25 protein-coding genes are annotated in these 25,772 nt (G+C 40.8%); 1 reads left to right on the forward strand and 24 read right to left on the reverse strand.

Features of this window, described 5'->3' with window-relative positions:
• Window positions 1-105 precede the first annotated feature (105 nt).
• The 16 genes from E7Y33_RS09475 to E7Y33_RS07510 all read right to left on the reverse strand — a co-directional run bounded on the left by E7Y33_RS09475 (window position 106) and on the right by E7Y33_RS07510 (window position 19,775).
• On the reverse strand, window positions 106-267 hold the full coding sequence (locus E7Y33_RS09475) for an HAD family hydrolase (protein WP_202612949.1): 162 nt from the start codon (window positions 265-267) through the stop codon (window positions 106-108).
• A gap of 350 nt (window positions 268-617) precedes the next feature.
• Window positions 618-1,550: a LacI family DNA-binding transcriptional regulator gene (locus tag E7Y33_RS07440; protein ID WP_139690106.1), complete on the reverse strand. Its 933-nt coding sequence runs from the start codon at window positions 1,548-1,550 to the stop codon at window positions 618-620.
• 28 nt (window positions 1,551-1,578) lie between these two features.
• Window positions 1,579-2,391, reverse strand: a complete 813-nt coding sequence (locus tag E7Y33_RS07445; RefSeq protein ID WP_139690107.1) for an HAD family hydrolase — start codon at window positions 2,389-2,391, stop codon at window positions 1,579-1,581.
• 693 nt (window positions 2,392-3,084) lie between these two features.
• Entirely contained in the window at window positions 3,085-3,495 is a 411-nt protein-coding gene (locus E7Y33_RS07450; RefSeq protein ID WP_139690108.1) for a GNAT family N-acetyltransferase, read from the reverse strand.
• A gap of 99 nt (window positions 3,496-3,594) precedes the next feature.
• The gene (locus tag E7Y33_RS07455) at window positions 3,595-4,959 is read right to left on the reverse strand and encodes an amino acid permease (protein ID WP_161976054.1); all 1,365 of its coding nucleotides are present in this window, start codon (window positions 4,957-4,959) and stop codon (window positions 3,595-3,597) included.
• 76 nt (window positions 4,960-5,035) lie between these two features.
• Entirely contained in the window at window positions 5,036-5,518 is a 483-nt protein-coding gene (greA, locus tag E7Y33_RS07460) for a transcription elongation factor GreA (protein WP_139690109.1), read from the reverse strand.
• A 63-nt stretch (window positions 5,519-5,581) separates the two neighbouring features.
• Entirely contained in the window at window positions 5,582-7,333 is a 1,752-nt protein-coding gene (gene mltG, locus E7Y33_RS07465) for an endolytic transglycosylase MltG (RefSeq protein ID WP_139690110.1), read from the reverse strand.
• 74 nt (window positions 7,334-7,407) lie between these two features.
• Entirely contained in the window at window positions 7,408-7,911 is a 504-nt protein-coding gene (locus tag E7Y33_RS07470) for a GNAT family N-acetyltransferase (RefSeq protein WP_139690111.1), read from the reverse strand.
• The gene (locus E7Y33_RS07475; RefSeq protein ID WP_007521345.1) at window positions 7,908-8,375 is read right to left on the reverse strand and encodes a GNAT family N-acetyltransferase; all 468 of its coding nucleotides are present in this window, start codon (window positions 8,373-8,375) and stop codon (window positions 7,908-7,910) included. The genes E7Y33_RS07470 and E7Y33_RS07475 overlap by 4 nt, the downstream gene beginning before the upstream one ends.
• A 9-nt stretch (window positions 8,376-8,384) precedes the next feature.
• The gene (gene murC / locus E7Y33_RS07480) at window positions 8,385-9,719 is read right to left on the reverse strand and encodes a UDP-N-acetylmuramate--L-alanine ligase (protein WP_139690112.1); all 1,335 of its coding nucleotides are present in this window, start codon (window positions 9,717-9,719) and stop codon (window positions 8,385-8,387) included.
• Window positions 9,720-9,730: 11 nt separating this feature from the next.
• Window positions 9,731-10,342, reverse strand: a complete 612-nt coding sequence (locus E7Y33_RS07485; protein ID WP_007521341.1) for a divisome accessory protein ZapJ — start codon at window positions 10,340-10,342, stop codon at window positions 9,731-9,733.
• A 47-nt stretch (window positions 10,343-10,389) separates the two neighbouring features.
• Window positions 10,390-13,485 carry a pilus expression-regulating Snf2 family helicase gene (locus E7Y33_RS07490; RefSeq protein ID WP_139690113.1) on the reverse strand — a complete coding sequence of 1,032 codons (3,096 nt, stop codon included), beginning with the start codon at window positions 13,483-13,485 and terminating at the stop codon, window positions 10,390-10,392.
• A 92-nt stretch (window positions 13,486-13,577) separates the two neighbouring features.
• Window positions 13,578-14,744, reverse strand: coding sequence for a MalY/PatB family protein (locus E7Y33_RS07495; RefSeq protein ID WP_139690114.1), 1,167 nt, complete (start codon window positions 14,742-14,744; stop codon window positions 13,578-13,580).
• Window positions 14,745-14,751: 7 nt separating this feature from the next.
• Window positions 14,752-15,846 carry a cystathionine gamma-synthase gene (locus E7Y33_RS07500; RefSeq protein ID WP_139690115.1) on the reverse strand — a complete coding sequence of 365 codons (1,095 nt, stop codon included), beginning with the start codon at window positions 15,844-15,846 and terminating at the stop codon, window positions 14,752-14,754.
• Window positions 15,847-15,991: 145 nt separating this feature from the next.
• The gene (locus E7Y33_RS07505) at window positions 15,992-17,950 is read right to left on the reverse strand and encodes a peptide ABC transporter substrate-binding protein (RefSeq protein ID WP_139690116.1); all 1,959 of its coding nucleotides are present in this window, start codon (window positions 17,948-17,950) and stop codon (window positions 15,992-15,994) included.
• A gap of 202 nt (window positions 17,951-18,152) precedes the next feature.
• Entirely contained in the window at window positions 18,153-19,775 is a 1,623-nt protein-coding gene (locus E7Y33_RS07510) for a putative polysaccharide biosynthesis protein (protein ID WP_007521333.1), read from the reverse strand.
• Between the two features lie 105 nt (window positions 19,776-19,880).
• Here E7Y33_RS07510 and E7Y33_RS07515 point away from each other — a divergent pair, with 105 nt between their 5' ends.
• A complete protein-coding gene (locus E7Y33_RS07515; protein WP_139690117.1) occupies window positions 19,881-21,326 on the forward strand; it encodes a UDP-N-acetylmuramoyl-L-alanyl-D-glutamate--L-lysine ligase in 1,446 nt (481 codons plus the stop codon).
• A gap of 36 nt (window positions 21,327-21,362) precedes the next feature.
• On the opposite strand, the gene E7Y33_RS07520 is transcribed toward E7Y33_RS07515, so the two are convergent.
• The 8 genes from E7Y33_RS07520 to E7Y33_RS07555 form a co-directional block, all read right to left on the reverse strand.
• Window positions 21,363-21,563, reverse strand: coding sequence for a CsbD family protein (locus E7Y33_RS07520; protein WP_000051185.1), 201 nt, complete (start codon window positions 21,561-21,563; stop codon window positions 21,363-21,365).
• Window positions 21,564-21,665: 102 nt separating this feature from the next.
• Entirely contained in the window at window positions 21,666-22,316 is a 651-nt protein-coding gene (locus E7Y33_RS07525) for a DUF1803 domain-containing protein (RefSeq protein WP_139690118.1), read from the reverse strand.
• Window positions 22,300-22,812, reverse strand: a complete 513-nt coding sequence (locus E7Y33_RS07530; protein WP_070837308.1) for a YiiX/YebB-like N1pC/P60 family cysteine hydrolase — start codon at window positions 22,810-22,812, stop codon at window positions 22,300-22,302. Before E7Y33_RS07530 ends, E7Y33_RS07525 begins: the two co-directional genes overlap by 17 nt.
• A gap of 122 nt (window positions 22,813-22,934) precedes the next feature.
• Window positions 22,935-23,261, reverse strand: a complete 327-nt coding sequence (locus E7Y33_RS07535; protein WP_139690119.1) for a DUF2568 domain-containing protein — start codon at window positions 23,259-23,261, stop codon at window positions 22,935-22,937.
• 53 nt (window positions 23,262-23,314) lie between these two features.
• Window positions 23,315-24,250, reverse strand: coding sequence for a manganese-dependent inorganic pyrophosphatase (locus tag E7Y33_RS07540; RefSeq protein WP_139690120.1), 936 nt, complete (start codon window positions 24,248-24,250; stop codon window positions 23,315-23,317).
• A gap of 85 nt (window positions 24,251-24,335) precedes the next feature.
• On the reverse strand, window positions 24,336-24,620 hold the full coding sequence (locus tag E7Y33_RS07545; RefSeq protein ID WP_049477469.1) for a GIY-YIG nuclease family protein: 285 nt from the start codon (window positions 24,618-24,620) through the stop codon (window positions 24,336-24,338).
• Window positions 24,610-25,359: a tRNA1(Val) (adenine(37)-N6)-methyltransferase gene (locus E7Y33_RS07550; RefSeq protein WP_049477468.1), complete on the reverse strand. Its 750-nt coding sequence runs from the start codon at window positions 25,357-25,359 to the stop codon at window positions 24,610-24,612. The genes E7Y33_RS07545 and E7Y33_RS07550 overlap by 11 nt, the downstream gene beginning before the upstream one ends.
• A gap of 53 nt (window positions 25,360-25,412) precedes the next feature.
• Window positions 25,413-25,772, reverse strand: a complete 360-nt coding sequence (locus tag E7Y33_RS07555) for a S1 RNA-binding domain-containing protein (RefSeq protein WP_000689619.1) — start codon at window positions 25,770-25,772, stop codon at window positions 25,413-25,415.

A 25,772-nucleotide genomic window follows, 5' to 3' on the forward strand; every position in this document is an offset into this window, starting at 1 on the left:
AAAACATTATACCATATATCTAACTTAATGCAATATATAAATGTCATTTTGTAATATTTTATTAACAAAAAACCCTCTACCACAAAATAATAGAGAGTGTTACCTTTAAATATAGGATTTCAGAATATCGATGACATCACTTCTTTTCTTGACCTGATAGGTCTTGATGCCCATTTTCTCAGCTGCCATTGTATTGTCCTCAATATCGTCTAGAAAGACACACTTTCTAGATTCTAACTGGTCCTGATCGAGAATCTCATTAAACATTGCCCATATCCAATATTATATCCATCAATTTGGATAAAATTGACACCAATTAACACCATAAAATAGACTAGTCCCCATCTCAAATATGAGTAGTTTTATTTTAATTTGAGAATGTTACCAAATCCCTTAATAGGAACTTGAAGTTGTTCCTTGATTGATAATACTCTTCGAAAATCTCTTCAAACCACGTCAGCTTCGCCTTACCGTAGGTATGGTTACTGACTTCGTCAGTCTTATCTACAACCTCAAAACGGTGTTTTGAGCAACCTGCGGCTAGCTTTCTAGTTTGCTTTTTGATTTTCATTGAGTATAAACCCTCTAAATTTCTATATTTAAATTTACCAAAATCTTTATCTCCAGATAACCTCGGAGGAATAATGGATTTGCTCTGTCTCGTCTGTCAAAGCTTTTTGAAAGAGCATTTGTCCTAGTTGGTATGCCTTGTGGTCGATGGTTATTATTCCTAAGAATTGACTTGTCAATTGATTTTCCTGACCAATGAGGAGAGGGCTGTTTTTTTTGATATCGGTATAGGCTTGTTTGATTCCAGCGGCAATGTCGTCGCTAGTAGCTAGAACCGCTTGTATTTTAGTATTATTTGCTAAGATTTTACCTATCTCATAACCGTCATGATAGCTATGAATGTTACCAAAAGTGACAGTTGTCCTGTCTCCATAGATTGCTTGATAGGATTTAATAGCTTCCTGATAGGTAGCAGAAGTTTCATTATTTCTAGAAAAAAGGAGTGCTATTTCATAAAAATCTCTATCCTTTAGGTATTGAAAAAGTGAAAGATAGGCTGGTGTCCGGTCAATATAAACCGAAGAGAGTGTGCTAGCTTCTGATAAAGGTTCTGTCAAGACAATCGGTCCATATTGGCGATAGGCTTCAATTTCAGATAGAGGAACAGCTCTAGAAGTAAAAATTAAGCCATCAACTGCCTGGCGTCGTAATTGTTCTAAGTAGTCTTTTTCCAAGTTTTCTTGGTAGTTTGATGGCATAAAGAGAAGCTGATAGTCACTGCTTTGGGCACTATCTAAGAGTCCATTGATTAGTTGGGTAAAATAGGGGTGCCTCGTATGAGGGATGACAACGCCTATCTTGTAAGTCTTTCCACGACTAAGGTCACGTGCGACTTGATTTGGAACATATCCTAGTTCGTCTATAATGTTTTTGACCTTAGTCCGAGTAGTAGTTGCCACATGGGGATGGTCATTGAGAACACGGGATACTGTCGACACAGCAACACCTGCTTTCTTTGCAATTTCTCGAATGCTTACCATATTGTTCCCTCCACTACTATAAAATAATTTACCTTTTTTTCAAAAATTTCTTCATACCATAGCCGACGCCATCTTTATCGTTAGATTTTGTAATTCGGTAGGCAACTGTCTTGATGTCATCCGAAGCATTTTCCATGACAATCGGATAAGCAACTCGTTCAAACATCGGTAGATCATTGTGTCCGTCACCAAATGCTGCGGTTTCTTCTTTCCTTAGTTTTTCTTTCTCAAAAATGTAGTCAATGCCGATAGATTTCTTAGCTTTAGCATGCGTAATCTCTAGATAGGCTTTTCCAGAACGTTGTATAGTGATATTCTTCATATCAAGACTACGCAAAGTCGATTCAAGCGTTTGCATCTCGGATTCACTAAAAGAAATCAGCATTATTTTAAAAATATTGATGGTTGGTTTAAGAAACTTAGCCTCATCTGTGATAAAAGTTAGCTGTTGGTGAGTTAGGTTGTGTTCATAACGAATACCTTCATCTATTCTATCACAGTACCAGTTATTAAGGTCATAATAAGACATGCTAACAGTTGGAAATTGCTTGCGTATATAGGTCAATAACTCTTGAACTTCATTTTGAGCTAGGGGTTGTACACGGATTGGTTTGACATTACCATCTCTCATTTCATAAATGAGACCGCCGTTAAACCCTATTTGTAATCCCTTCAAACCAAGGGTTTCAATCGCTTCACGCATTTCCATAGGTGCACGAGCTGAAACTAGAGTCACTGGCAGTCCGGCATTTCGAATGAGTTCAGCATTGGTTAAACTAACCTCACCTTGACTATTCAATAATGTTCCGTCCATATCTAAAAAAACACGCTTGATATTCATAAAAAATTACCTCATTTTCTTATTATGAGTTAATGATATCAGCTGGAACGCGTTCCATGTCAAGAGAAAAATATATTTTATTTTAAAAACTCCTAAGTATTTTAGGGAGTGACTCAAAAATCGTGATTTCGTAGAAATCGATTTTTCAGAGTCACCCCCGCACAGTTTATTAGATATCTAAAAAGCTTTTATAAAGCGAATTTAGATATCAATAAAGCACTGCGTCTATGAATTCTCATATACACTTTGTTAAAATTTAGATCTTTTGGATCAGCCCGTGTCCAACTCAACAATAGTCGGATTTTCTTCAAGCAGAGAAAAACATCATTTACTGATTTCATCATCAATCAGTAAACCTAGCTTATGTACAAATTTCACAAGTAAAGAATCCTCATGATAATTAAACTTGGAATAGTTGTCTTGTATCCATTGTTTAACTATATCGTCTTGTACTAACAGATTAATGTCATGTAATAGTCGTCTGGCATATTAGCGCTTGATGATGTCATCAGGAAGTGATTCCCCTATCCTAAAAGTAATACTCAATGAAAATCAAAGAGCAAACTAGGAAACTAGTCGCAGGTTGCTCAAAGCACAGCTTTGAGGTCGTAGATAGAACTGACGAAGTCAGTAACATACACACGTTAAGGTGACGCTGACGTGGTTTGCATTTGATTTTCGCAGAGTAATAGCTTACAAATCTTTTTGGTAATAGTATCTTTGTCCTGTATAGGGATAGTCTTGCAAGGTAAAGACTTCCTTGTAGCCATGACTTAGATAAAAATCTGGCGCTTGAAACTGGTAAGTGTTCACGAAAGCAAAACGACAGTTTCGTTTCTTGGCTTCATTTTCTGCTCGCTGCAATAGTTTTGAACCGATTCCTTGTCCCCGTAATTCCTCTTTCACAAATAAATATTCGATTTCCAACCAATTTCCGAAAGTCTCAGCTACTAAGCCCGCCATGAGATTGCCCTTTTCGTCTTCAACATAAAGGTTCAGTGGCTTACTTTCAGCCTCTTCTCTTTTAGAACGATTATAAGCACGAATCAAATTCCCTATTTCTTGCGCTTTAAGCGATTTCTTATTTTCCAATCTAACGTACATCCAAACCTCCTAATAAACTACTACAGCTTGATTATAGTCTTATTTCGATGGACTGTCAAACTAGAAAAACTCACCAAACAGAGTTGATGAGTCTTTAATCTATTTTCTAAATTTCCACTGACTATAAATCCCAAAAACAAAGATCCAGATAGCAGAACCAACTGCCCCCATGAAAGTGGACTCTTGCAAAAAGAGAGTCACAAAAACAAAGACAAAAAAGAGAATGGTTAGGGGATTAAGCAAGCGATACTGAGGCATGAGGTAGCCATCAGCCATGAAATCTTGTGACTTGCGGTATTTGAGATGGGCCACCATTATCAAGATATAAATCGCGATGTAAACACCTGATGAGGATGCGGTGATCAAAGCAAAGGCATCTGAAACACCTGGTAGCACATTGATAAAGGCAGCGAGAGCAATCAAGATCGCTGAGGCAATGATGGCATTTTGTGGAACATTGTGGCGAGAAAGGGTATCGACCTTGATGGCCTTTAAGAAACGATTTGGCGAATCATGGGCAATCTGATATAAGTGTCTCCCTGTTGAGTAGAGAGTTGAGTTAAGCGCAGACGCTGCTGAGGTCAAGACAACAAAGTTGATTAGAGCCGCTGCCCACTTGATCCCTGCCAGTTCAAAAACCGTTACAAATGGAGAATCTGAAGAATTAAGATAAGACCAAGGAATAATGGCCATAATCGCAATGAGAGCACCCCCATAGAAGAAGATAATTCTGAGAGGAATTTCCTTAACAGCTTTAGGTAAGACCTGACGAGGGTTCTTTGTTTCAGAAGTTGTCACCCCGATAAACTCAATCATCAGATAGGCAAAAAATACCATTTGAAAGGCCATGACAAAGTTCATAACTCCATTTGGGAAAAGAGAGAATTGATTGCTGATATTTGCCAGACTTGCAGCACCATATGGTGTTTCAAATCCTGTCAAGACCATAAAGACACCTGTTGCAATCATAGCTAAAATAGCCACAATCTTAACCATAGCAAACCAAAACTCGACTTCTCCAAAAAGCTTAACTGCAATCAGGTTGACCAAAGCCAAAATCGTTAAAAAGACAAGCTGAATCAGCCAGCTAGGCCAGGTAGGGAACCAGAAGCGGACATAGTCTGAGATGGCAGTGATTTCTGCCATACCGATAAAGACAACAGACAACCAATAAGACCAAACCGAGAAATACCCCCAGCCTTTCCCCAAATGACGGGTGATAAAGTTGATAAAGGTATGTTGTTCGGGATCCTGATACAGCATCTCCCCAACAGCCCTCATCATCAAAAACATAAAGGCCCCTGTAATCATGTAAATCAGAATGATAGAAGGTCCTGTAAGGCTGATAGAGCGACCAGCACCTAGGAAAAGTCCTGTTCCGATTGTTCCCGCAATGGCCATCACCTGAACATGGCGATTGGTTAAACCACGCTCCATTTTATTTTTCTTCTTATTTTCACTCATATAGTCTCCTTTTTATCCAAAAAACCAAAAAGGAGTTGAGCAAGGCAAAACCTTCACTACTCCTTTTCCATCCTATTTAGGCTGTTTTCTCAACCTTTAAGATTTTGACATTATAGCTACCAACTGGTGTTTCAATCGTTGCAGTATCACCAGTCTTCTTGCCAATTAGAGCACGGCCAATCGGACTTTCATTTGAGACTTTACCAGCAAAAGCATCTGCACCTGCAGAACCGACGATGATGTAGACCTCTTCTTCGTCTTCACCGACTTCTTGGATTGTTACTGTTTTACCGATTGCTACCTCATCTTGGGCAACTGCATCGCTATTAACAATTTCAGCATAACGAATTTTTGTTTCTAGACTTGAAATTTGTCCTTCAACAAAAGCTTGTTCATCTTTCGCTGCTTCATACTCACTATTTTCTGAAAGGTCTCCATAGGAACGAGCAATCTTGATACGCTCTACGACTTCGGGACGACGGACGAGTTTCAACTCCTCTAATTCTTTTTCTAGTTTTTCCTTTTCTTCAAGGGTCATTGGGTAAGTTTTTTCTGCCATTTTTCTCAACTTTCTTTTTCTATTAGGTTTTTAAAACAAAATTATGTGGAAAACCACATAATTTTAGTTTGAACTACTTGATTGGGGTAATTTGCTATTGATATGCTCTGCAACGTTTTGGTCATGTTCTTCTTTTGTTGTTGCAAAGTATACTTTACCATCTTCTACATTGGCTACAAAGTACAAGTATTCACTCTTTGTCTGATTTACACTTGCTTCAATAGCATCCAGACTTGGACTATCAACTGGTCCAGGCATGAGGCCAAGGTGTGTGTAAACATTGTATGGTGAATCAATCGTTGTATCAATTCCAGCGTCATCTGCTAAACTAATCTTTTGACCAAGTTTTCCTTGAGCATATAGGATAGCGATATTACTTTGAAGTGGCATACCGGCATTCAAGCGGTTATAGAAGACACCTGCGATTTTCTTGCGGTCCTCGGTCTTAGCACCTTCTTTTTCGACAAGAGAAGCAATGCTGAGCAATTCATTAACTGTCAGATTCTTTTCTTTGATTGTATCGTAATATGGTGACATAGCCTTATCCATAGCAGCTACCATCTCATCAATCAAACTTTCAACAGTTGTACTGTCTTTGATCGTATAGGTCGCTGGGAAAAGGTAGCCTTCAAGACGATAACGAACGCCACTATCTTTTGTTGGAAGACTTCCAAGTAGGTTTGGATACTTGGCTACTAATTGTGAGATAAAGGTCTCATCTTGAGCTTTTGCCAAGAAAGTGTCCGCAGTAAGAGGTTCTTTAAATTCACCTTGAAGTTGTCCTACTGTTTGAGCGATTTGCTCTAATGTATAGCCTTCTGGAATTGTCAAGTTTGCAAGAACAGGTGCCTGAGCTTCAGGAGTCCCACCTTTTTGCAATTCTTGAATCAACTCATCCGTACTCATACTCTTCTTCAAGTTGTAATAACCTGACTTCAAGTTAGCATGGCTATAGTATTTAGCATAAAGGCTAAAGATAAGTCCATGTTTAACCAAACCAGATTTTTCCAAAGTGCTTCCAATTTCTTGAACATTTGCACCGTCTGGGATTTGAACCGTTACGTAATCCTTAGAGCTCGCATCCACAGGTTTCAAAGAATCTTGCACATAACCATAACCAAAGTAACCACCAACTGCAACGAGTACTAGGAGAGCTAAAACTGTTACTAGGCAACCTTTGGCTTTTGATTTTTTCTTTTTCTTAGTTGATGTTTCACCTTGACGACGACTACGACGTGGAGCATCAGCTAATCCACTGCTAGATTCTGTAGAAACAGGCTCAACTCTTTCAGGCATTCCTGGGGTGATTTCCTCTTTCTTATCTTCTGTTTTATAGGTTACGACTACCTTAGTCGGAGTATCGTTAAATTCTTTTTCTTGGGGTTTAAGCTCAACTGGTTCTACCTTAGGTTGAACAGGTTCCACTACAGGTTCTTCAGCCAGATGAATCGGCTCTACTAGAGGTTCTTCAGATTCTACAACTTCAATCTTATCAATGATTGGCTGTCTAATCTCTTTCTCTTCTTGTCCATCCGTTTCATCAGTTCTAGCACTTGAAAGTGGAGGAACACTTGGTGCATTCTTTAGGATTTTATCGACAACAGATAGGGAATCAGCCATCAACTCTTCTGTTGATGTTTCTGGTTCAAAATTTGAAGGAGTTGCTGAACTAGCTTGAGATGATGAAGCCGTCAGATTTGGAATCTCTACTTCTTTCTCTCTTCTATCTTGTTCTTTTACTCTTTCTAAATCACGTAGAATCTGCTCTTTAAAGCTTAATTTTTCTTCTTCTCTTGATTTTTCAGTCAAAAGCATTACCTCCTTGTTGACAATCCCTAATATTATATCTTAAAAGTCGCAGAAAAGCAACCAACTAGGGCATTCCCTAGCTAGTTTTCTTTATTTTTCGGCTGCCAGACCATATCATACCATGTTTCCCCAGCAAAGTTTGACTGGGATATTCCTTCATTAACAAAGCCGTGCTTTTCGTAATAGGAGATAAGGTAATCATGACACGTCAAGTTAATGCCCTCTCGCTCATGTTCTAAAGCGACTTCTTTCAGAGCCTTTAATAGTCTTTTCCCTACCCCCAAAGCTTGTGCTTCCTTGGCAATAGATAGGCAAGTCACAGAAATATAACCTCCAGGTTGATGGCTATAGTCTTTTATTTCTTCTGTAAAGGACTGATCTTGGAGATGGCGGTGTGGGACGACTGGACCTTCGATATAACCAAGAATATGCCCCTCTTTTTCAGCTACCAGAAAACTGGTCTGAATTTCCTGCAAATGCGCCTCAAAGACCGAACGAGGAATGGCCTCCTCAAGGGAAAAATTCTCTAGCTCTATCTCTATAATCCGATCTAAATCCGAAAATCTTGCTTGTCTGATTTTCATATTTCCTCCTGATAAAAGGGATTAGCCCAAGTCAGATACCATTCAGAACCACTGCCATAATGACTTTCTGTCATTTCTTCTTCAACAAAGCCATTCATTTCAAAATATGATAGCAACTCATCAGGACTTTGCAAAAGAATACCTTGATAATCTAGTTCGACTGTCACCTGTTTCAAGGCTGCAAGAAGAAGAGTTCCCAACCCCTGTCCCCAATGGTCAGGATGAATGGTCAATGATTTTATTTCTATCCACTTGGGATGAAGATACTGAGCTTCTCCTAAAACATAGCCTAGGAGCTGATTTTCATCCCCAGCTACAAGAAAGGTACCCGCAGTCTTGCGGATACTCTCTTCTAAGGATTGGCGGCTAAATGCCTCTTCTGATGTAGGATTGGCTTCTTCAATCGCCAACATTTCTTCTAAATCTGATAGGATAGCTTGCCTTATTGTGATTGGAATTTCCATCTATTTTCCTTATTGGACGTTGCTTGTCAAGTTAGACAAGAGACGTTCAAATGAATATTCATAGGTTTGGATGTCTCCTGCACCCATAAAGACGTAAACAGCATTGTCATAGTCTAGGAGTGGTGAAACATTTTCAACAGTGATAACCTGGTGTTTCTTGTTGATCTTATTGGCTAAGTCTTCTACTTTGACATCACCATGGTCCACTTCACGAGCTGATCCATAGATTTGCGCTAGGTAGACGGCGTCTGCTTGATTCAATGCATGGGCAAATTCGTCCAACAAGGCAATGGTTCTTGTAAAGGTATGCGGTTGGAAGATTGCCACGATTTCCTTGCTTGGGTATTTCTGACGAGCTGCATCCAAGGTTGCAATGATTTCTGTTGGATGGTGGGCAAAGTCATCAATGATCACTGTATCATTGACAATTTTTTCAGTGAAACGACGCTTAACACCTGCAAAAGTTTTCAAGTGTTCACGGACCAAGTTCAAATCAAAGCCAGCTGTGTAAAGAAGACCAATAACAGCTGTCGCATTCATGATATTGTGACGACCAAAGGTTGGAATGTGGAATTGACCCAATTCTTGACCACGGAAATGAACTGTAAAGGTCGAACCAGTTGTTGAACGAAGGAGGTCACTAGCTACAAAGTCATTGCCTTCAGCTTCAAACCCATAGTAATAGATTGGCGCATTGGCTGTGATCTTACGCAACTCAGCATCCTCACCGTATACAAACAAACCTTTGGTAATTTGTTTGGCATAGTCGTTAAAGGCATTGAAAACATCCTCTAGACTTGTAAAGTAGTCTGGATGGTCAAAGTCAATGTTGGTGATGATAGAGTATTCTGGGTGGTAAGGCATGAAGTGACGCTCATATTCGTCTGATTCAAAGACAAAATATTTGGCATTGGCTGAACCACGACCTGTCCCGTCACCAATCAAGAAGCTGGTGTCTGTGATGTGAGACAAGACGTGTGACAGCATACCTGTCGTTGAAGTTTTTCCATGTGCTCCTGCCACTCCCATGCTGACAAAGTCGCGCATAAAGCTACCGAGGAATTCGTGATAACGTTTATAGCTGATGCCATTTTGGTTCGCATAGGCGATTTCAACGTTGTTATCTGGACGGAAGGCGTTTCCCGCGATAATCTCCACATCACCTTGTAGGTTCTTTTCATCAAAAGGAAGAATGGCAATCCCTGCCTGCTCTAGTCCACGTTGAGTAAAGTAGTATTTTTCAACGTCTGAACCTTGAACCTTGTGTCCCATTTGGTGCAACATCAAGGCTAGGGCACTCATCCCTGATCCCTTGATTCCAATAAAATGATATGTTTTTGACATGCTTTTCTCCCCTACTCAGTAATTCTTGTCAGATTCAACTCTTGGGCAACCTGACGTTCCTGTTCCGTTTGCTTATTCTTTTTATTATAGATTTGACTCTTCTTTAGAAAATCATAGTTGTTCTTGTTAGCTTTTCCCGTTTGGACTTTCGGAGTTGGGTTCGCCATTTGGCCAACCTCCTCAGCTAAGATATAGTGAGACTGGCTCAAGTTTTTACTAAATTTGGCAAGCTCACCTGGATTTTCCTTTTGAAATGGTGCTGTTGGTTGGTTTCCTTGACGAACAAGTGTTGAACCATTGTGTCGTCTAGTATGACTAACATCCTGAGTCAAATACTTGGCTGAACGTTTCTTCTTCAAGTCCGCACGCGCCTCTTCTCGAGCCAATTCAGCATACGTTTTTTCAACTTTTTTAGGTTCTGGGCTTGGCTTCGACTCCTTATTAACCACTGGAGAAACTACGGTTTCTTCCTCATTGATAGGAGACCATTCTAAATAGTTCTTATCACGGTAATCACCTTTGATATTGCTAATAAAGTCTGACTCATCGTACAAGTCCATGACTGGCATTTTGGTCAGCATGATCTCATCATCTGACACCAATGGAAATCGATCTTGTTTCATTTTGTATTTCCTTTCAACACTTCATTATAGCGTATTGTCTTGATTTTTCAAGTGCTGGCTTCAGAAATTCCCAAAATTTCACGAATTTCTGCCAGACTGAGACTGGCACGCGACTCTGTACCATCTAAAACTTGGGAAACCAAATGTTTCTTTTGTTCTTGAAGTTCTTGGATCTTTTCTTCAATGGTCCCCTTGGTAATCAAACGATAGACCTCGACCATCTGCTCCTGCCCCATGCGGTGGGCTCGTCCGATAGCCTGAGCTTCGACAGCCGGATTCCACCAAAGGTCAACCAAAATAACCGTATCAGCTCCCGTTAGATTAAGACCAACACCACCCGCCTTCAGAGAGATGAGAAAGGCATCTCTTTCTCCTTGGTTAAAGGCCTTGGTCATCTCCTGTCTGTCATGAGCAGGAGTTGAACCTGTGATTTTGAAGGAAGTCAAGCCCAAGTCTGGGAGTTCTTTCTCGATTTTTTCCAACATTCCTTTGAATTGTGAGAAAATCAAGACTCGATGCCCACCATCAGCCACTTGTAGCAATAAATCTCGGAGACTATCGAGTTTACCACTGGCTCCTTGGTAATCGTCCATGAAGAGTGCTGGCGTATCGCAGATTTGGCGCAATCGCATGAGGCCAGATAAGATTTCTACCCGACTTCTCTGGAATTCTTGATCTGTCACTTGCGCTAGGCGGTCTCGCATCTGTAGCAACTGGGCGAGATAGATAGCCTTCTGTTGGTCTTCCAGTTCATTTTTATAGACGACTTCGATCAGGTCAGGTAGTTCTGTTAGGACTTCTTCTTTCTTACGCCTCATGACGAAAGGCTTGATAAACTGCGCGACTCGGTCAGCCGGTAATTTCATAAACTCCTTTTTACTTGGCAAGAGCCCTGGAAGCACAATTTGGAAGATAGACCACAACTCTCCTAAATGATTTTCGATAGGCGTACCTGACAAAGCAAAGACTGCTGGCACCACAAACTGGCGCAAACTCTGAGCGATCTTGGTCTGAGCATTTTTCATGACCTGGGCTTCATCTAAGAAGAGAAAATCAAAAGCCATCTCTTGATAAAGCTCGCTGTCTTGACGAAAGGTGGCATAGCTAGTCACATAGATTTGGTGATTTTCAGAAAGAATTGCTTCTCGATTCGCTTTCAAACCATGAACGACAGCCAAATCCAACTGTGGGGCAAATTTTCTAAATTCATCTGCCCAGTTGTAGATTAAACCTGACGGCGCTAAAATCAAGACCCGACTATCTTCTGTCACCTGACTGGTCAAAAAAGCAATAGTTTGCAGTGTTTTTCCCAGTCCCATATCATCTGCCAGAATGCCACCAAAACCATAGTGATGAAGCATCTGGAGCCAACGGACTCCCTTTTCCTGATAGTCTCTCAAGCTCGCCTGCACCCGTATATCTCCCAAAGGAAAGTCCTCTGGATGAGTCAAATCATGAGCTAAATGCTGAAATTCTTCCGAGAAGGAAATCCTGTCTCGACCTTCAAAAAGCTGAGAAAGGCTATAAGCTAGAGATTTTCGAGCTTGAAAAGAACCATCTTTTAGCTCAACTCCCAGTTCCTGCAAATTTTGACGAATCTGCTTGGTTTCCTCATCAAAAAAGTATACTTGGTCAGAAGAACTGATATAGAAATCCTGATTGCTAGTCAGTGCTTTGAGAGCTTGATCAATCTCTTTTTGGGCAATCCCTTGGAAATCAAACTGAATCTCCAACAGTCCTCCCTTGGACTCAATCTGAACCTGAGGAGCTTGGACACTGTATAGCTGATTCATTTCATCAGACAAGAAAACCTGACCCAATTTCTCAAAAGCTGGAATCGTATGGTGAAAGAAAGAATAAACTGCCTCTGGCTTCAAAGCCTGTCTCCAAGACTGAAAATCAGCCTCAAAACCAGCTCCTAAACAGACTTGAAATAGCTGGTTTTCCAAGACGGCATCACTTGAAAATGGTAATTGTTCCAGCTGTTGCTGACTAGTCACCTTAAGATCTCCATAATCAAACTCGATATCCAAGCGGATACGACCATCCTTCTCCTTATCAAAGTAAAAAATCGGTGAAAAGGTTCGTATTTGTAAACGTTCTGGAGCAGAAATCTTGCCCAGCTGCCCAAACAAAGGCAAACAGGCTGCCAAGCGGTCACGATCACTGTTGTCAAATTGGAGGCATTTCCTCCCTCTTCCCTCCTGAGGGAGCTCCTTGAGTTCCTTTAGAAGGCTGATTTGTTTAGGATTTAGGAGATAAAGATTCCCCTTATGAAAGAGAACCGCTCCCCCATAAAATACGTTGACTCGCTCACTTTCAGAAATCTCCATCTCAAAATAATCGGGATACTCCTGCACAGAAAAAGAGAAAAGTCCTGCATCAGGATCTAAATCATGAAAGAGAAGATTTTCATAACTAGTAATCTGGTGCTCAAAATGAAAATCTTCCAAATTCATCAGCAACTCCACTCCCTGTTCAAAAAAGGTCAGAGGGAAAAAGAGGTGACGACCTTGATTGGGGAAAAAGAGTTCCTGACTGAGTCCCTCCTCAATCAAGCCACATAAAAAAGTAAGAACATCTTGACTAGCTATATCAAAAGCCTCCCAAGACAAGTCATTTTCATAGTGTTTCCCAATCATATATGATTTTCGAAGGACTAAAACCTTCAAAAAGAGTGGGATGTCACGAATGACATAATATTTTTGACTATCAACTAAACCGATTCGGAGAGTCCAAAGGAGGCGATTGGTTCCAGCTTCTACCTGGCCTTGAGACGACAAAGTATAAGTCTTTTCTCGTTTTTGAGGTTGAACGCGCTCCAAAAAACTTCCACCAATACTAACCTTGGTTTCGACCTCTTCTTGCTCTTCATGTCCTTTTTCTAAGGCTCGTAAGATCACCTGGCCTTCTTCATCATTCTTCAGATAATGCTCGAGCGCTGCGAGGTGAACACAGTAACCTCTTTTTTGGAAAAAATCGCAAGCACAAAAAACCAGATCATCCTCTAAACTGTAGCGCAAGTCTTCTCCCGCCACACGAGTATAGAGGCGATTCCCTTTTTCCTTGATAATCTCAATGTTGCCTGTCTCATAGAGGGAAACACCCTCCATGCGCAACTTTCCTGGAATCAATTTAGCCATAGTTACCCCTTTATCTTATCTTTTCATTATACCACATTTTCCCCTATGAAAATAGCCTTCTAGGAAGACTTTTCTCCTAGAAGGCTCGATTTTTAAAGTGTAGCAAAAGTGGTCACGATGCGTTGGCAAACTTCTTCCAAAAGTGTTTTAGGCATAGCAACATTGAGGCGGGCATGAAGAGTTCCCTCCTCCCCAAAGTCCAAACCTCTGTTCAAGATGACCTTGGCTTCATTCTTCAAAAGCTCTTGCAAGCGATCATCCGTTAGGTCATAGGCTGAAAAATCAAGCCAGATCAAGTAGGTACCTTGTGGTTTCATGACCTTAATCTTGGTTTCGTTGCCCAAAAAATCCACTACATAGTTAATGTGGTCCTCGATGACTTCTTTTAAGTCTCCTAACCAGTCCTTACCATAACGGTAGGCAGCTTCTGTCGCCAAATACCCCAAGCCTGAAATTTCATGCTGGTTATTGGCCAACTGGCGTTTCTGGAATGCAACTCGAAGCTTTGGATTTTCAATGACAGCATAGGAATTTTTCGTTCCAGCAATATTAAAGGTTTTAGTGGCACTGCTCAAGATAAGGGCAAAGTTTTTAAAGTCTGGATCAATGGTATTAAAAGACTGGTGTTTGTGACCAAAGAGGGCCAAATCTTGGTGAATCTCATCTGAAACCAACAAAACACCATGTTTTTGGCAGAGATGCCCAATCTTTTCTAACACTTCCTTTTCCCAAACACGTCCACCAGGATTGTGGGGATTGCAAAGGATATAAAGCTTCACATCCTCTTCCACCAATTCCTTCTCCAACTGATCAAAGTCAATCTCAAACAGCCCATCCTTTTCCACCAAAGAATTGGTAATCAATCTGCGATTGTTCAGTTTGACACTGCGGGCAAAAGGTGGATAGACCGGTGTGTTAATCAGAACAGCCTCTCCCTCTTTTGTAAAGGCTTGAATAGCTGTTGAAATAGCTGGTACCACTCCCTCTATAAAGACGAGGGTATCCTTGTCAAAGTGATACCCGTGTTGACTGACTTCCCAGTCCTGAACCGATTCAATCAAAGCATCACTAGCATAGGTATAGCCATAGACCAACTGATCTGCGTAGGCTTGTACAGCTTGTCGAACCTCAGGCAAAACCACAAAGTCCATATCTGCTATCCAGGCTGGTAGAACATCGCGATCAGCTTCCGCTTCTTTCCATTTATAAGTATGGTGTCCCAAACGATTGGGCAGGCTTGTAAAATCATATTTTCCCATATCTATCTTATCCTTCCAAAGCTTGGCGCAAGTCCGCAATCAAATCTCTAGCATCCTCAATCCCAATGGATAAACGCAAGAGGTCATCTGTTAAGCCATAGGAATGGCGCACTTCTGCTGGAATATCCGCATGGGTTTGAGTTGTCGGATAGGTGATCAGACTCTCTACCCCACCCAAACTTTCCGCAAATGAAAAGACCTTGAGGCTATTTAAAATATGAGGAATACGTTTTTCATCCACTACTTTAAACGAAATCATACCCCCACGTCCAGTATAGAGCACTTCCTTGACAGCAGGTGAATCCTTCAAAAAGGCAACCACTTCTTGGGCATTGGCTGTAGAACGCTCCATACGAAGAGGTAGAGTTTTAAGACCACGAATCAACTGATAACTATCAAACGGTGATAAGACCGCACCTGTCGTATTGAGATTATAGAAAAGTTGTTCATATAGTTCTAAACTATTAGTCACAACCACCCCAGCCAAGACATCATTGTGCCCTGCTAAATACTTGGTAGCTGAATGAAGAACGATATCTGCACCATCTTCAATCGGTCGTTGGTAAATCGGACTGTAGAAGGTATTGTCCACCACTACCTTGGCACCCTTGGCATGAGCTAGTTTGGCTAGTTTGGCAATATCAAATTCCAACATCAAGGGATTAGTTGGTGTTTCAATATAAAGAACATCCACATCTTTCTCTAACTCTGCGATCAGCTCTTCTTCTGTATTGGCATAGGTAAAATGGAAACGGCCTTCCTGCTCCACTTGGTTGAACCAACGGAAAGAGCCCCCATAAAGGTCACGAACAGCCAATACTTTACTCCCTACTGGAAAGACACTAAAGGCCAGTACAATCGCAGCCATACCTGAGCTTGTCGCTAGGGCATAATCTGCTGATTCGATTGCAGCCAAGACCTCCTCCGCCTTACTGCGAGTTGGATTTTTAGTACGCGTGTAGTCAAATCCCGTAGATTGACCGAACTCTGGATGCTGATAAGTGGTTGAAAAATGAAGCGGTGTCACCAAGGCACCTGTCGCTTCATCTGACTTGATACCCGCCTGGGCCAGAATTGTGTTAATGTGTCGTTCTTTGCTCATACAATACCTCCAAATCTATAGTAACTATTGTACCACTTATTTGCATCAAGTCATTTTCTTCTTTTCAAGAGCTAGTTATAGTTTCAAACTATACAAAAACGATAGTTTCCTAAGAAACTATCGTTTATCCTGTTGAATAGACTGGTTATTTAACGTGTTTTGCCAGTTCTTCTTGGGCTTTTTTATTTGATTCTTCTTTTTCTTTTAGCCATTTTTCTTTCGCTTTTTCATACTCATCAGCCGTTACAGTCTTATCTTGTAACTTGAGGTACTTGTATGATTCGACACCCTTATTTCCAGCTTGTGAGAATGGCGATGAGAATGGAACTGTCTTTCTTAAGGTCGGTGTTCCACCCTGAGAAACGTTTGGAATTGCAAGGGCGCTATCAACGAGCCAAGCTTGAATTTCAGCATATTTTTCATAACGTTTTGCTGGTTCTTGCTCCTTGTTCGCTTCTTCTAGCATTTGAGTGTAAGTATCCAGACCAACTGCCTTAGCCTTGTCATTGACCTCACCTGGTTCTAGACCAATGTTTTGCAACATACCACCGTTATTGACATTTAAGATATCAAGATAACTTGATGGATCCAAGTAGTCCGCACTCCAACCGCCATTATAGATATCAAAGTCTTTTTGAGCTGCAGTTTGAGCTAGGTAGCTAGAGTTGTCAAAGTCATCTGTTGATAGCTGTTGGATATCGATAACCACATTCTCAGCTCCTAGAACAGATTCGATGGATTGTTTCAAAGAACTTGCTTCAAGTACACCTTTTTTAGCTGATTGGTCAACAGATACATCCAAGTGGATTGGGAATTGCACACCCTTAGCTTCCAATTCTTTCTTAGCTTCTGCAAATTTAGCCTTAGCCTTGTCAGGATTGTAGTATGGATCTTGCGCATCTGCAAAATTGATTCCTTGCCATTCTTGACCATAGTTGACCATCTTTTCTGAAACAACATCGCCAAAGTCTTTTCCGTTGATACTTACAAATGTTGGAGGTACAACCAAGTTACGAATAATCTTCGTTGCTCCGTCCTCCCCTTGAGATTGTGCTCCATAGGCTGTACGGTTATAAGCATAGTTGAAGGCTTGACGGAAGTTTTTATTCAGAACTGCTTCTTGGGTTGATTTCTTTTCGATATCTGATGTTTTAGACGTGAAATTATAAGATTTTCTATCCAAGTTGAAGTTCAAGTAATAAGAAGTTGCGTTTTGCATACTATAGATGATATTATCCTTGTTCTTCTCTTTAATGCCTTCAAAGCTTGAGCTATTTGGGTAGAGACGCGCGTAGCTGTATACTCCTTCTACAAAGTTACGTGCTAGGGCATCCTGGTCACTACCGTCATAGTAAGTCAATTTCACATCGTCCACAAAGACATTTTTAGCATCCCAGTAATTTGGATTTTTCTTGTATTCGATAACAGATTTTGAAACAAAAGATTTCATCAAGAAAGGTCCACTGTACAAAATACTAGAAGGGTCTACCTTACCAAAGTCATCCCCTTTTGATTTTAAGAAATCTGCATTGACAGGGAAGAGAATGGTTGAAGTTGTTTTAGAATTCCAATAAGATTCTGGACGTGTCAAAGTGTACTGAACCGTTTGGTCGTCAATCGCCTTAACACCGACAGTTGAAAAGTCAGTTGTTTTCCCGTTGATATAGTCATCCAAACCTGCTACCGAGTCTTGAACCAGGTACAAGGCTTCGGATTTTTTATCAGCAGCATATTTCAAACCTGTCACAAAGTCTTGGGCCGTTACAGGGGCGTATTCTTCACCCTCATAAGTATACCATTTTGCATCCTTACGCAATTTGTAAGTATAGGTCAAACCGTCCTGAGAAACAGTCCAATCCTCTGCCAACGATGGAACATAGTTACCGTATTGGTCATTTTCCATCAACCCATCCACCAAATTGGTCACGATGTCATTGGTTGTTGCACGGTTTTCTGCAAGATAGTTCAAACTAGATGGATCGCTCGAATAAACATAGTTATATGTTTTAGTAGCGCTACTTGAATTTCCACATGCGCTCAGTAAGATACCTGCGCTTAACACGACACTTGCAAGTGTCAGATACTTGGCCTTAGACTTTTTCATTTCCAGAACCTCCTGTTTAAAAGTTTTGTCTTATTATACAGCTTTAGTTTTATTTAGTCAAGTAATTTCTGAAGAAAACCTTAAAAAAGCATATTTTTTGCTCTTGATTTTAGAAAAAGTTCTCTTTTTTTAAGAAAAATGTAGTATAAAAACCTTTCTGTTAAAGAAAGGTTAAATTCATTACTTTTATTTATAAATCTTTTTACGATATTTTCAATCGTGTACGTAGTCGGTCTGCTTGAGTTTTACCAATTATCTTATCCAAGAGTCGTGTCCGTAGGCTCATCAAACCATACAGACCTCCTCCAAGACCTCCGATGAGAGCCACATAAAGGAAACTCCAGAAACGTCCACTTGGCTGGAAGACAAAACCGAGTAGCCACTGCAAGAAGCCAACTAGGATAAACATGACAAGGGTCAAGATGGTAATCAAAATGGTTCGCTTCAAGATAATCTTTCGACGAGCACCCGTTACCTGGCAGATGTCTCGGTACATCAGGACATTCGGAATAATCAAACCGATAGTCGTTGAAATCAAAGGACCGTAGCTATGGAAAATAGCAATGGTTGGCAATTGCAAGACGATCTTAGCAATGGAACCATAGATGAAGTAAAGAACTGCCTTGCGGTTTCGGAACATAGCCTGAAGCATAGGAGACAAGACCATATACAAGCCTAGGATAGTAGACTGCAAAACTGCAAAGACAAATAAACCCATGGCCAGACTATCTGGCTTACCGTAAAAGACTGTATAAAGAGGCTCCCCTACCATAACCACTCCAACTGTTGCAGGTAGTAGAAATAAGAAGAGCATGGTAAGGCTATCTTGTACTAGGCGAGCCGCCGCTGACAAGTCACCTTTTACATAGTTCTCCGTCAACAGTGGCAAACCAACACTCCCAATTGAAACTCCCACAGAGATTAAAATCATAGTAATTTTATTCGGATTGGCAGAGAAATAAGAAAACATGACAACCAAGTCTTCATTACTGTAGTTGGTAAACCACTTCATACTATTGATAAAGGTCATCTGGTCTAAAATCTGGAAGAGTTGAATGGCTGATCCTGTCAGGATAAAGGGAATGGCTTCCTTGATCGTATCGACTAAGAGTCGCTTACTATTGATTTTATCCCGTGTTTCAAAGACTCTTTTAAGCAAACCTTCTTGAGCAAGGAAGTAGATCAAAACTGCAAAACTTGCCACCATCCCCACAAAGGCTGCAAAGGTTGACTGAGTAACGGCTGATAAGTAGTCACCAGAACCCATCTTCATAATGAAGAAGGTTGCCATCAACATCCAGATAACACGGATCACCTGCTCGGCGATTTGACTCATAGCATAGGGTTTGAGGTTATTCATCCCTTGGAAGAAACCTCGAATGACACTCATAGATGGGAAAATCAAGACCGCCCATGCCAAACTCTGCATGATAGGAATCAGGTCTTTCCCCACACCTGATAAATCTGCTAACCAGGGAGAAAAGAGATACAAGACCAAGGCAAAGACTAAGCCTAAGCCCGTCATAAAGCTTAGGAAACTCCGAATTAAGGCAAAGCTATGCTCTTCTTCTCGCATGGTATTGTATTTAGCCACTTGTTTGGCGACCGCAACTGGGATACCCGCTGTCGAAATCAGCAAGAACCAGGCGTAAATATTATAGCCCATGGTAAAGAGTCCATTTGCCTTGGCAGCATAGGTCCCCATCCAGATATACCAGGGAATAATGTAGATAGCACCAAGGAGGCGACTAATAAAGTTACTAGCTGTTAGCCAAGCAGTCCCTCGCAACATCTGGGCTTGCTGGTGATTGTTTTCGTTAGACATAGCTTCCTCATTCAATTTTGATAACTAGGAAAAGTTCCTTATCTTCCATTATAAACTTTTCCTTGTTACTTGTAAAATTCGGGCGTGAAGTTTATAATAGAAAGTATGATTAAGATTGAAACCGTATTAGATATTTTAAAGAAAGATGGCCTTTTTCGCGAGATTATTGACCAAGGTCATTACCACTACAACTACAGTGAAGTTGTTTTTGACAGCATCAGTTATGACAGCAGAAAAGTAAAAGAAGGGACTCTTTTTTTTGCAAAAGGTGCTGCATTTAAAAAAGAATACCTCCTATCCGCTATAACGCAAGGCTTAGCTTGGTATGTCGCAGAAAAGGACTACGAGATCGGTATCCCCGTCATCATTGTGAACGATATCAAAAAAGCCATGAGTTTGATTGCGATGGAATTCTATGGCAATCCACAAGAAAAACTTAAAATTCTCGCTTTCACAGGGACAAAAGGAAAGACAACAGCAGCGTACTTTGCTTACCACATCCTATCTCAACGCTACCCAACAGCTCTCTTGTCAACTATGAACACAACTCTGGATGGCGAGACCTTCTTTAAATCTTCCTTCTCAACGCCTGAAAATATCGATCTCTTCGACATGATGGCTCAGGCTGTTAAGAATGGTAGAACCCATCTTGTAATGGAAGTCTCTAGCCAAGCCTATCTTGTTCATCGAGTCTATGGTCTGACCTTTGATGTAGGTGTCTTTCTTAACATCACTCCTGACCATATCGGACCAATTGAGCATCCAAGCTTTGAAGATTATTTCTACCACAAACGTCTCTTGATGAAAAATAGCCGAGCAGTTGTCATTAATAGCGACATGGACCACTTTTCTGTATTGAAAGAACAAGTGGAAGATCAAGAGCATGACTTCTATGGTAGCCAGTCAAGTAACCAAATCGAGAACTCCAAAGCCTTTAGCTTTTCAGCTACAGGTAAACTCGCTGGTGATTATGATATCCAACTCATAGGTCACTTCAATCAAGAAAATGCCGTTGCTGCAGGACTTGCCTGTCTTCGTCTAGGTGCCAGTCTGGAGGACATCAAAAAAGGGATCGCTGCAACCCGCGTTCCTGGACGTATGGAAGTTCTCACTCAGAAAAATGGAGCCAAGGTCTTCATCGACTATGCCCACAATGGTGATAGTCTGAAAAAACTGATTTCTGTTGTTGAAACCCATCAAACTGGAAAGATTGCCCTGGTTCTCGGTTCGACTGGAAACAAGGGTGAAAGCCGTCGCAAAGACTTTGGTCTCCTCCTCAATCAACATCCTGAGATTCAAGTCTTTCTCACAGCTGATGACCCCAACTATGAAGATCCAATGGCCATTGCTGAAGAAATCAGCAGCTACATCAATCATCCTGTTGAAAAGATTGCCGATCGCGAACAAGCCATCCAAGCAGCATTGGCCATCACAGACCAAGCACTCGATGCTGTGATTATTGCAGGTAAGGGAGCTGATTGCTACCAGATCGTCAATGGAGTGAAAGAAGCCTATCCTGGAGATGCAACTGTCGCAGAACATTATCTATAAAATCAAAAAATCAAGGGAAGTTTTCCCTTGATTTTTTTAGTCTTCTTTCTTAAATGAGTTTTTAAGACCTTCAACGGCACCTTCTACAGCACCTTTAGCATCTTCAACAACTTCTTTGGCTTTGGCAACTGTTTTTTCTACAGCACCTTCTGCTTCTGTCTTGCTATCGCCAGTAACTTTACCAAATCCTTCTTTGATAGCACCAGTTGCTTGTTCCAATTTATTTTCAAGTGACATAGCTCTGTCTCCTTTTTGTTTTAATACGACAATGGTTATCGCTTACATTCAGTTTATGCTTATTCTTTAGTAAAGTCAAACAATCTGCTCAAAATGAAGCAATTAAGATAAATAGAAAGTCAACCGTTCCTTGTCGAAATCAACAGCCAGCTCATACTTTCCAGCTTCATTTTGAACAATATAGCCTAGAACGACTAAACTGTCCACAAAGATATCACGACGTTTCTGAATTAATTGATCTTTTTTGAGAAACTTCAGTAAAAAGGTCGTCATATACTTGAGGGCATACTCAGGATTGACATCTCCCAAAATGGCATAGAGTTCCTGCTGTTTTTCTGTCAAAGGATATTGATTCTTGACCTTGTAGAAATAGTTGGATAGAGTCATCTTTTCTCTTGCAAAGTCCGTACGTTCGACTAAAATGGCGGCATTGGTTTGATTTCGCAATTCTGTCTCAAAAGTCTTCTCCAACAAGGCTTGATAAACTGGACTATCCTCTCTGACAAAAATCTCTTGGTCAAGGACCAGATTATCTATCGATTCTAGAAAAGGGAGATTAAGAGAATAACGTTTGTTTTCCCTTAGGATCAAGCCTGCCTTTATATACTCTTCCATGAGTTTATCAACTGCCACATCTGGAAACTGAGCCTTAATTTCTCGGAGGATCACATCATCATGCTGGTCCAGATAGTCCACCAAATCTATAAAAAATGGCTGTCGAGTTAAACGAGAGGGATTAAAAATCTGAATCATGAAGATTCCTTTCTTTACATTCTAAAAGAGGAGATGCTGCCAACTGACTGGGATTGGTCCCCGGCTGGTTCAGAGGCACTGGAAGTTCGAGTTTCCTGTAGTATTCCCTCCAAAAATCACTGATCTCCTGCTCCCCATCCCCAAATTTCATGGGAATAGTTTCAAAAATCGGTAGGATTTCAGCGATGTACTGGGAACAATAAAAGCCATTCCCATCCGGATAAAACGAGCTATTATAAGGAGCGCCTAGATATTGATAAGCCTTCTCCTTCACCAAGTCAACTTCCAGCTCTGGATAGACATAAAGATCATAGAGATGAGTCGGTTCAAAAAATTCTACTGGTTCTTGACAAATAACACCTGCTTGCCCACTAGCATGATAAATCAATCCGTCCAAAAAGATAGCTACATGACTATAGTTCCCAGTGGAAGCCTGGATGGCCTGCCCCATATCTGAAAGATCCTTCACAAAAATCAAGTCACCATTTTCTAACATCTTTCTCTCCTAGAAAAAAAGGAGCCGAAACCCCTTTAGCTATAAGGAAAACATCGTTTTCTCGTGTCAATCTCCAGTCAAATAATTACCATTTAAATAATTCATTAACTATATTATAAGAATCACTCTAGCTGAAAATAATAAAGTAGCACCAAACTTCCAAAAGACAGAGCTAAGTAGAGGATTCCTATTTGCAATCCATACAAATACCAAAAACTACCACTAACTAAAATAAAAATAGATATCTCAGCAATGAGGCGTTGCCATTTTTTAAAAGCATGTGGAGATTTTGGTGCCATATATCGCGCCCAAAATAAGATTAATAGAACTGCTAGAAGAAAAAATAGGAATTTCTCCAGCCAAGAAATTTGTATTACAGACACGAAGAAAAGACCAAGGATTGCCACAACCTCAACCAAAAAGCGTAGTCCTTCAATCAATCGCATCATGCTAGCACCTTCTATAAATAGTCAAATTAACAGTTCCAAATATTCCTTAAATATTAGCCATTAAAGCTTTCTGTCAACTGAGGCACCACTTGTTTCTTACGTGAAACGGCACCTGGAAGGAAAGCATGGTTGTTTTCAAGTTTGAAGTTAAAGGCTGCTTCCACCTTGCCCATGTTTGATCCAAGAGCAAGGATTTCTGAGTTTGAGTTAACGATATCTGTAATCATCAAGACAAAGTCAGAGTAGCCATTTGCTGTATTGGCAGCTTGCATTGCAGCTTCAATTTCAGCTTGGCGTTCCAAGACTTCAGCAATGTCAACTGTGTTTACTTGGGCAACACGGACCTTATTTCCGTTCAACTCAAAAGTCTTAGCATCGATGTCAATCAATTCGTCAGCAGATTTGCTAGCCAAGTTGGTACCAGCCTTGAGCATAGCAAGACCGTACTCTTCCAAGTTGACGCCTGCTAATTCTGCCAATTCAGGAGCAATGACTTTATCTGTTGGGTGAGTTGTTGGTGATTTCAAAAGAAGGGTATCTGAAATCAAACCTGACAGCATCAAACCAGCAATTTCTTTAGGAACTGCTACACCGTGTTCTTTGAACATGCGGTAAACGATTGAAGACGCAGATCCAACTGGTTCCAAACGCATGTAGAGTGGGCTTGCAGTTTCAAAGTTAGCCACACGGTGGTGGTCCACAACACCGTAAACTTCTACTTCAGTGATATCTGACACTGATTGTTGGAATTCATTGTGGTCAGTCAAGATGACTTGTTCTGCACCTTCTGCTTTAGCAGATGTGATGACGCGTGGTGCTTCTACACCAAAATAGTTCAAAACGAAGGCTGTTTCTTCATTAGGAGTTCCAAGTGCTACTGCTTCTGTATCCAATCCATAAGCCTCTTTTGCAAGATAAGCAAAGGCTACAGATGACCCGATGGCATCTGAGTCGGGATTTTGGTGACCAAATACTAGAATCTTAGACATGATAATACCTCTTTAAATTTATTCATCTTATTGTAGCACTTTTTTCCTCTTTTGACAAAAGTAAGAGGAGTCAAAGGACTCCTCATTAGACATCAATATCGTTAACTAGATTTTTCTCTTGATTTTCGGATAGAAATCGTTCTTTCTGTGGCCGTTTCTTTCGTTTGAGGAGAGCCTCTGCTGACATGGCTTCTTCCTTGCTAGCAAAACCCTGAGCATAGATGAGTTTGACTGGCAAGCGAGCTCGGGTATACTTGGCTCCCTTACCACTATTATGAACGGCAAGGCGTTTCTTCACATCTGTCGTGTAACCAGTATAGTAAGAACCGTCACGGCACTCCACCACATACATATAAGCCTTATGATCCATAGTAAATCTCTTGAATTTCTGACGTATAGGAACCATCATCATTGTGAACAATGAGCGGTGGCAAGACCTTGAAGCCACTCGTCGATCCATCCTTGATAGCTTCGATTAAAAGCATATTGGCTTCCTTTTCTCGTTTAGGATAGACAAATTGCAGGCGCTTGGGTGCCAAATTGTGGCGTTTGAGCATATCTAGGATATCCAAGAGCCGATCTGGACGATGAACCATGGCCAAACGACCATTAGACTTGAGAATACTCTGAGCACTTCGACAGATTTCTTCTAGGTTCGTCGCAATTTCGTGTCTTGCTAGGAGGTAGTGTTCACTCTCGTTGAGATTGGAATGAGGATCCACCTTGAAATAAGGCGGATTACACAAGATCATATCCACCTTACTTCCCTGAATGTGCGCAGGCATATTTTTCAAATCATCGCAGATGACCCGCATCTGCTCTTCCAGGCCATTCAACTGAACCGAACGCTCTGCCATATCCGCCAAGCGCTCCTGAATTTCTACAGATATTATCCGCGCCTGAGTACGTGAACTTGCAAAAAGTCCCACTGCACCATTTCCAGCACAAAAGTCCACAATTAAACCCCGTTTAGGGAATCGAGGAAAGCGTGATAAAAGAACACTATCCACCGAATAGCTAAACACCTCTCTATTTTGGATGATCTTGATATCTGTCGAAAAGAGCTGGTTGATTCGCTCTCCTGATTTTAATAATTGTTCTTCTTTCATACTTTCATTATATCAAATTATGTTAATAGTCCAAACAATTTAGATAATCGTATTTATGGCTTCTTCTTTAAATGTTCTAATGCCTCACGCGTCCAAACAGGCATCATACGTCCAAGTGGCGCAAAACCGTGCTTGATCCGATCATTTGAAAAACGTCTCCGTCTTGGCAATTGATGTTTTTCCTCTTCCAAGGTACGGATAGAAAGACTGGCCTTCCCAGTGTATTCGTCAAAATCCACCACCTGAACTTGGACTTCATCGCCAATTTTTAAAATGTCATAAATATTTTCAATAAATCCCGTCCGAATCTCCGAGATGTGAATCAGCCCTGTCACCCCTGTCTCTAACTCAACAAAGGCACCGTAGGGCTGAATTCCTGTAATACGCCCAGTCAGCTTATCACCAATTTTCAT

It is taken from the genome of Streptococcus oralis, from assembly GCF_006175905.1.
Lineage (GTDB): Bacteria > Bacillota > Bacilli > Lactobacillales > Streptococcaceae > Streptococcus > Streptococcus oralis_BG.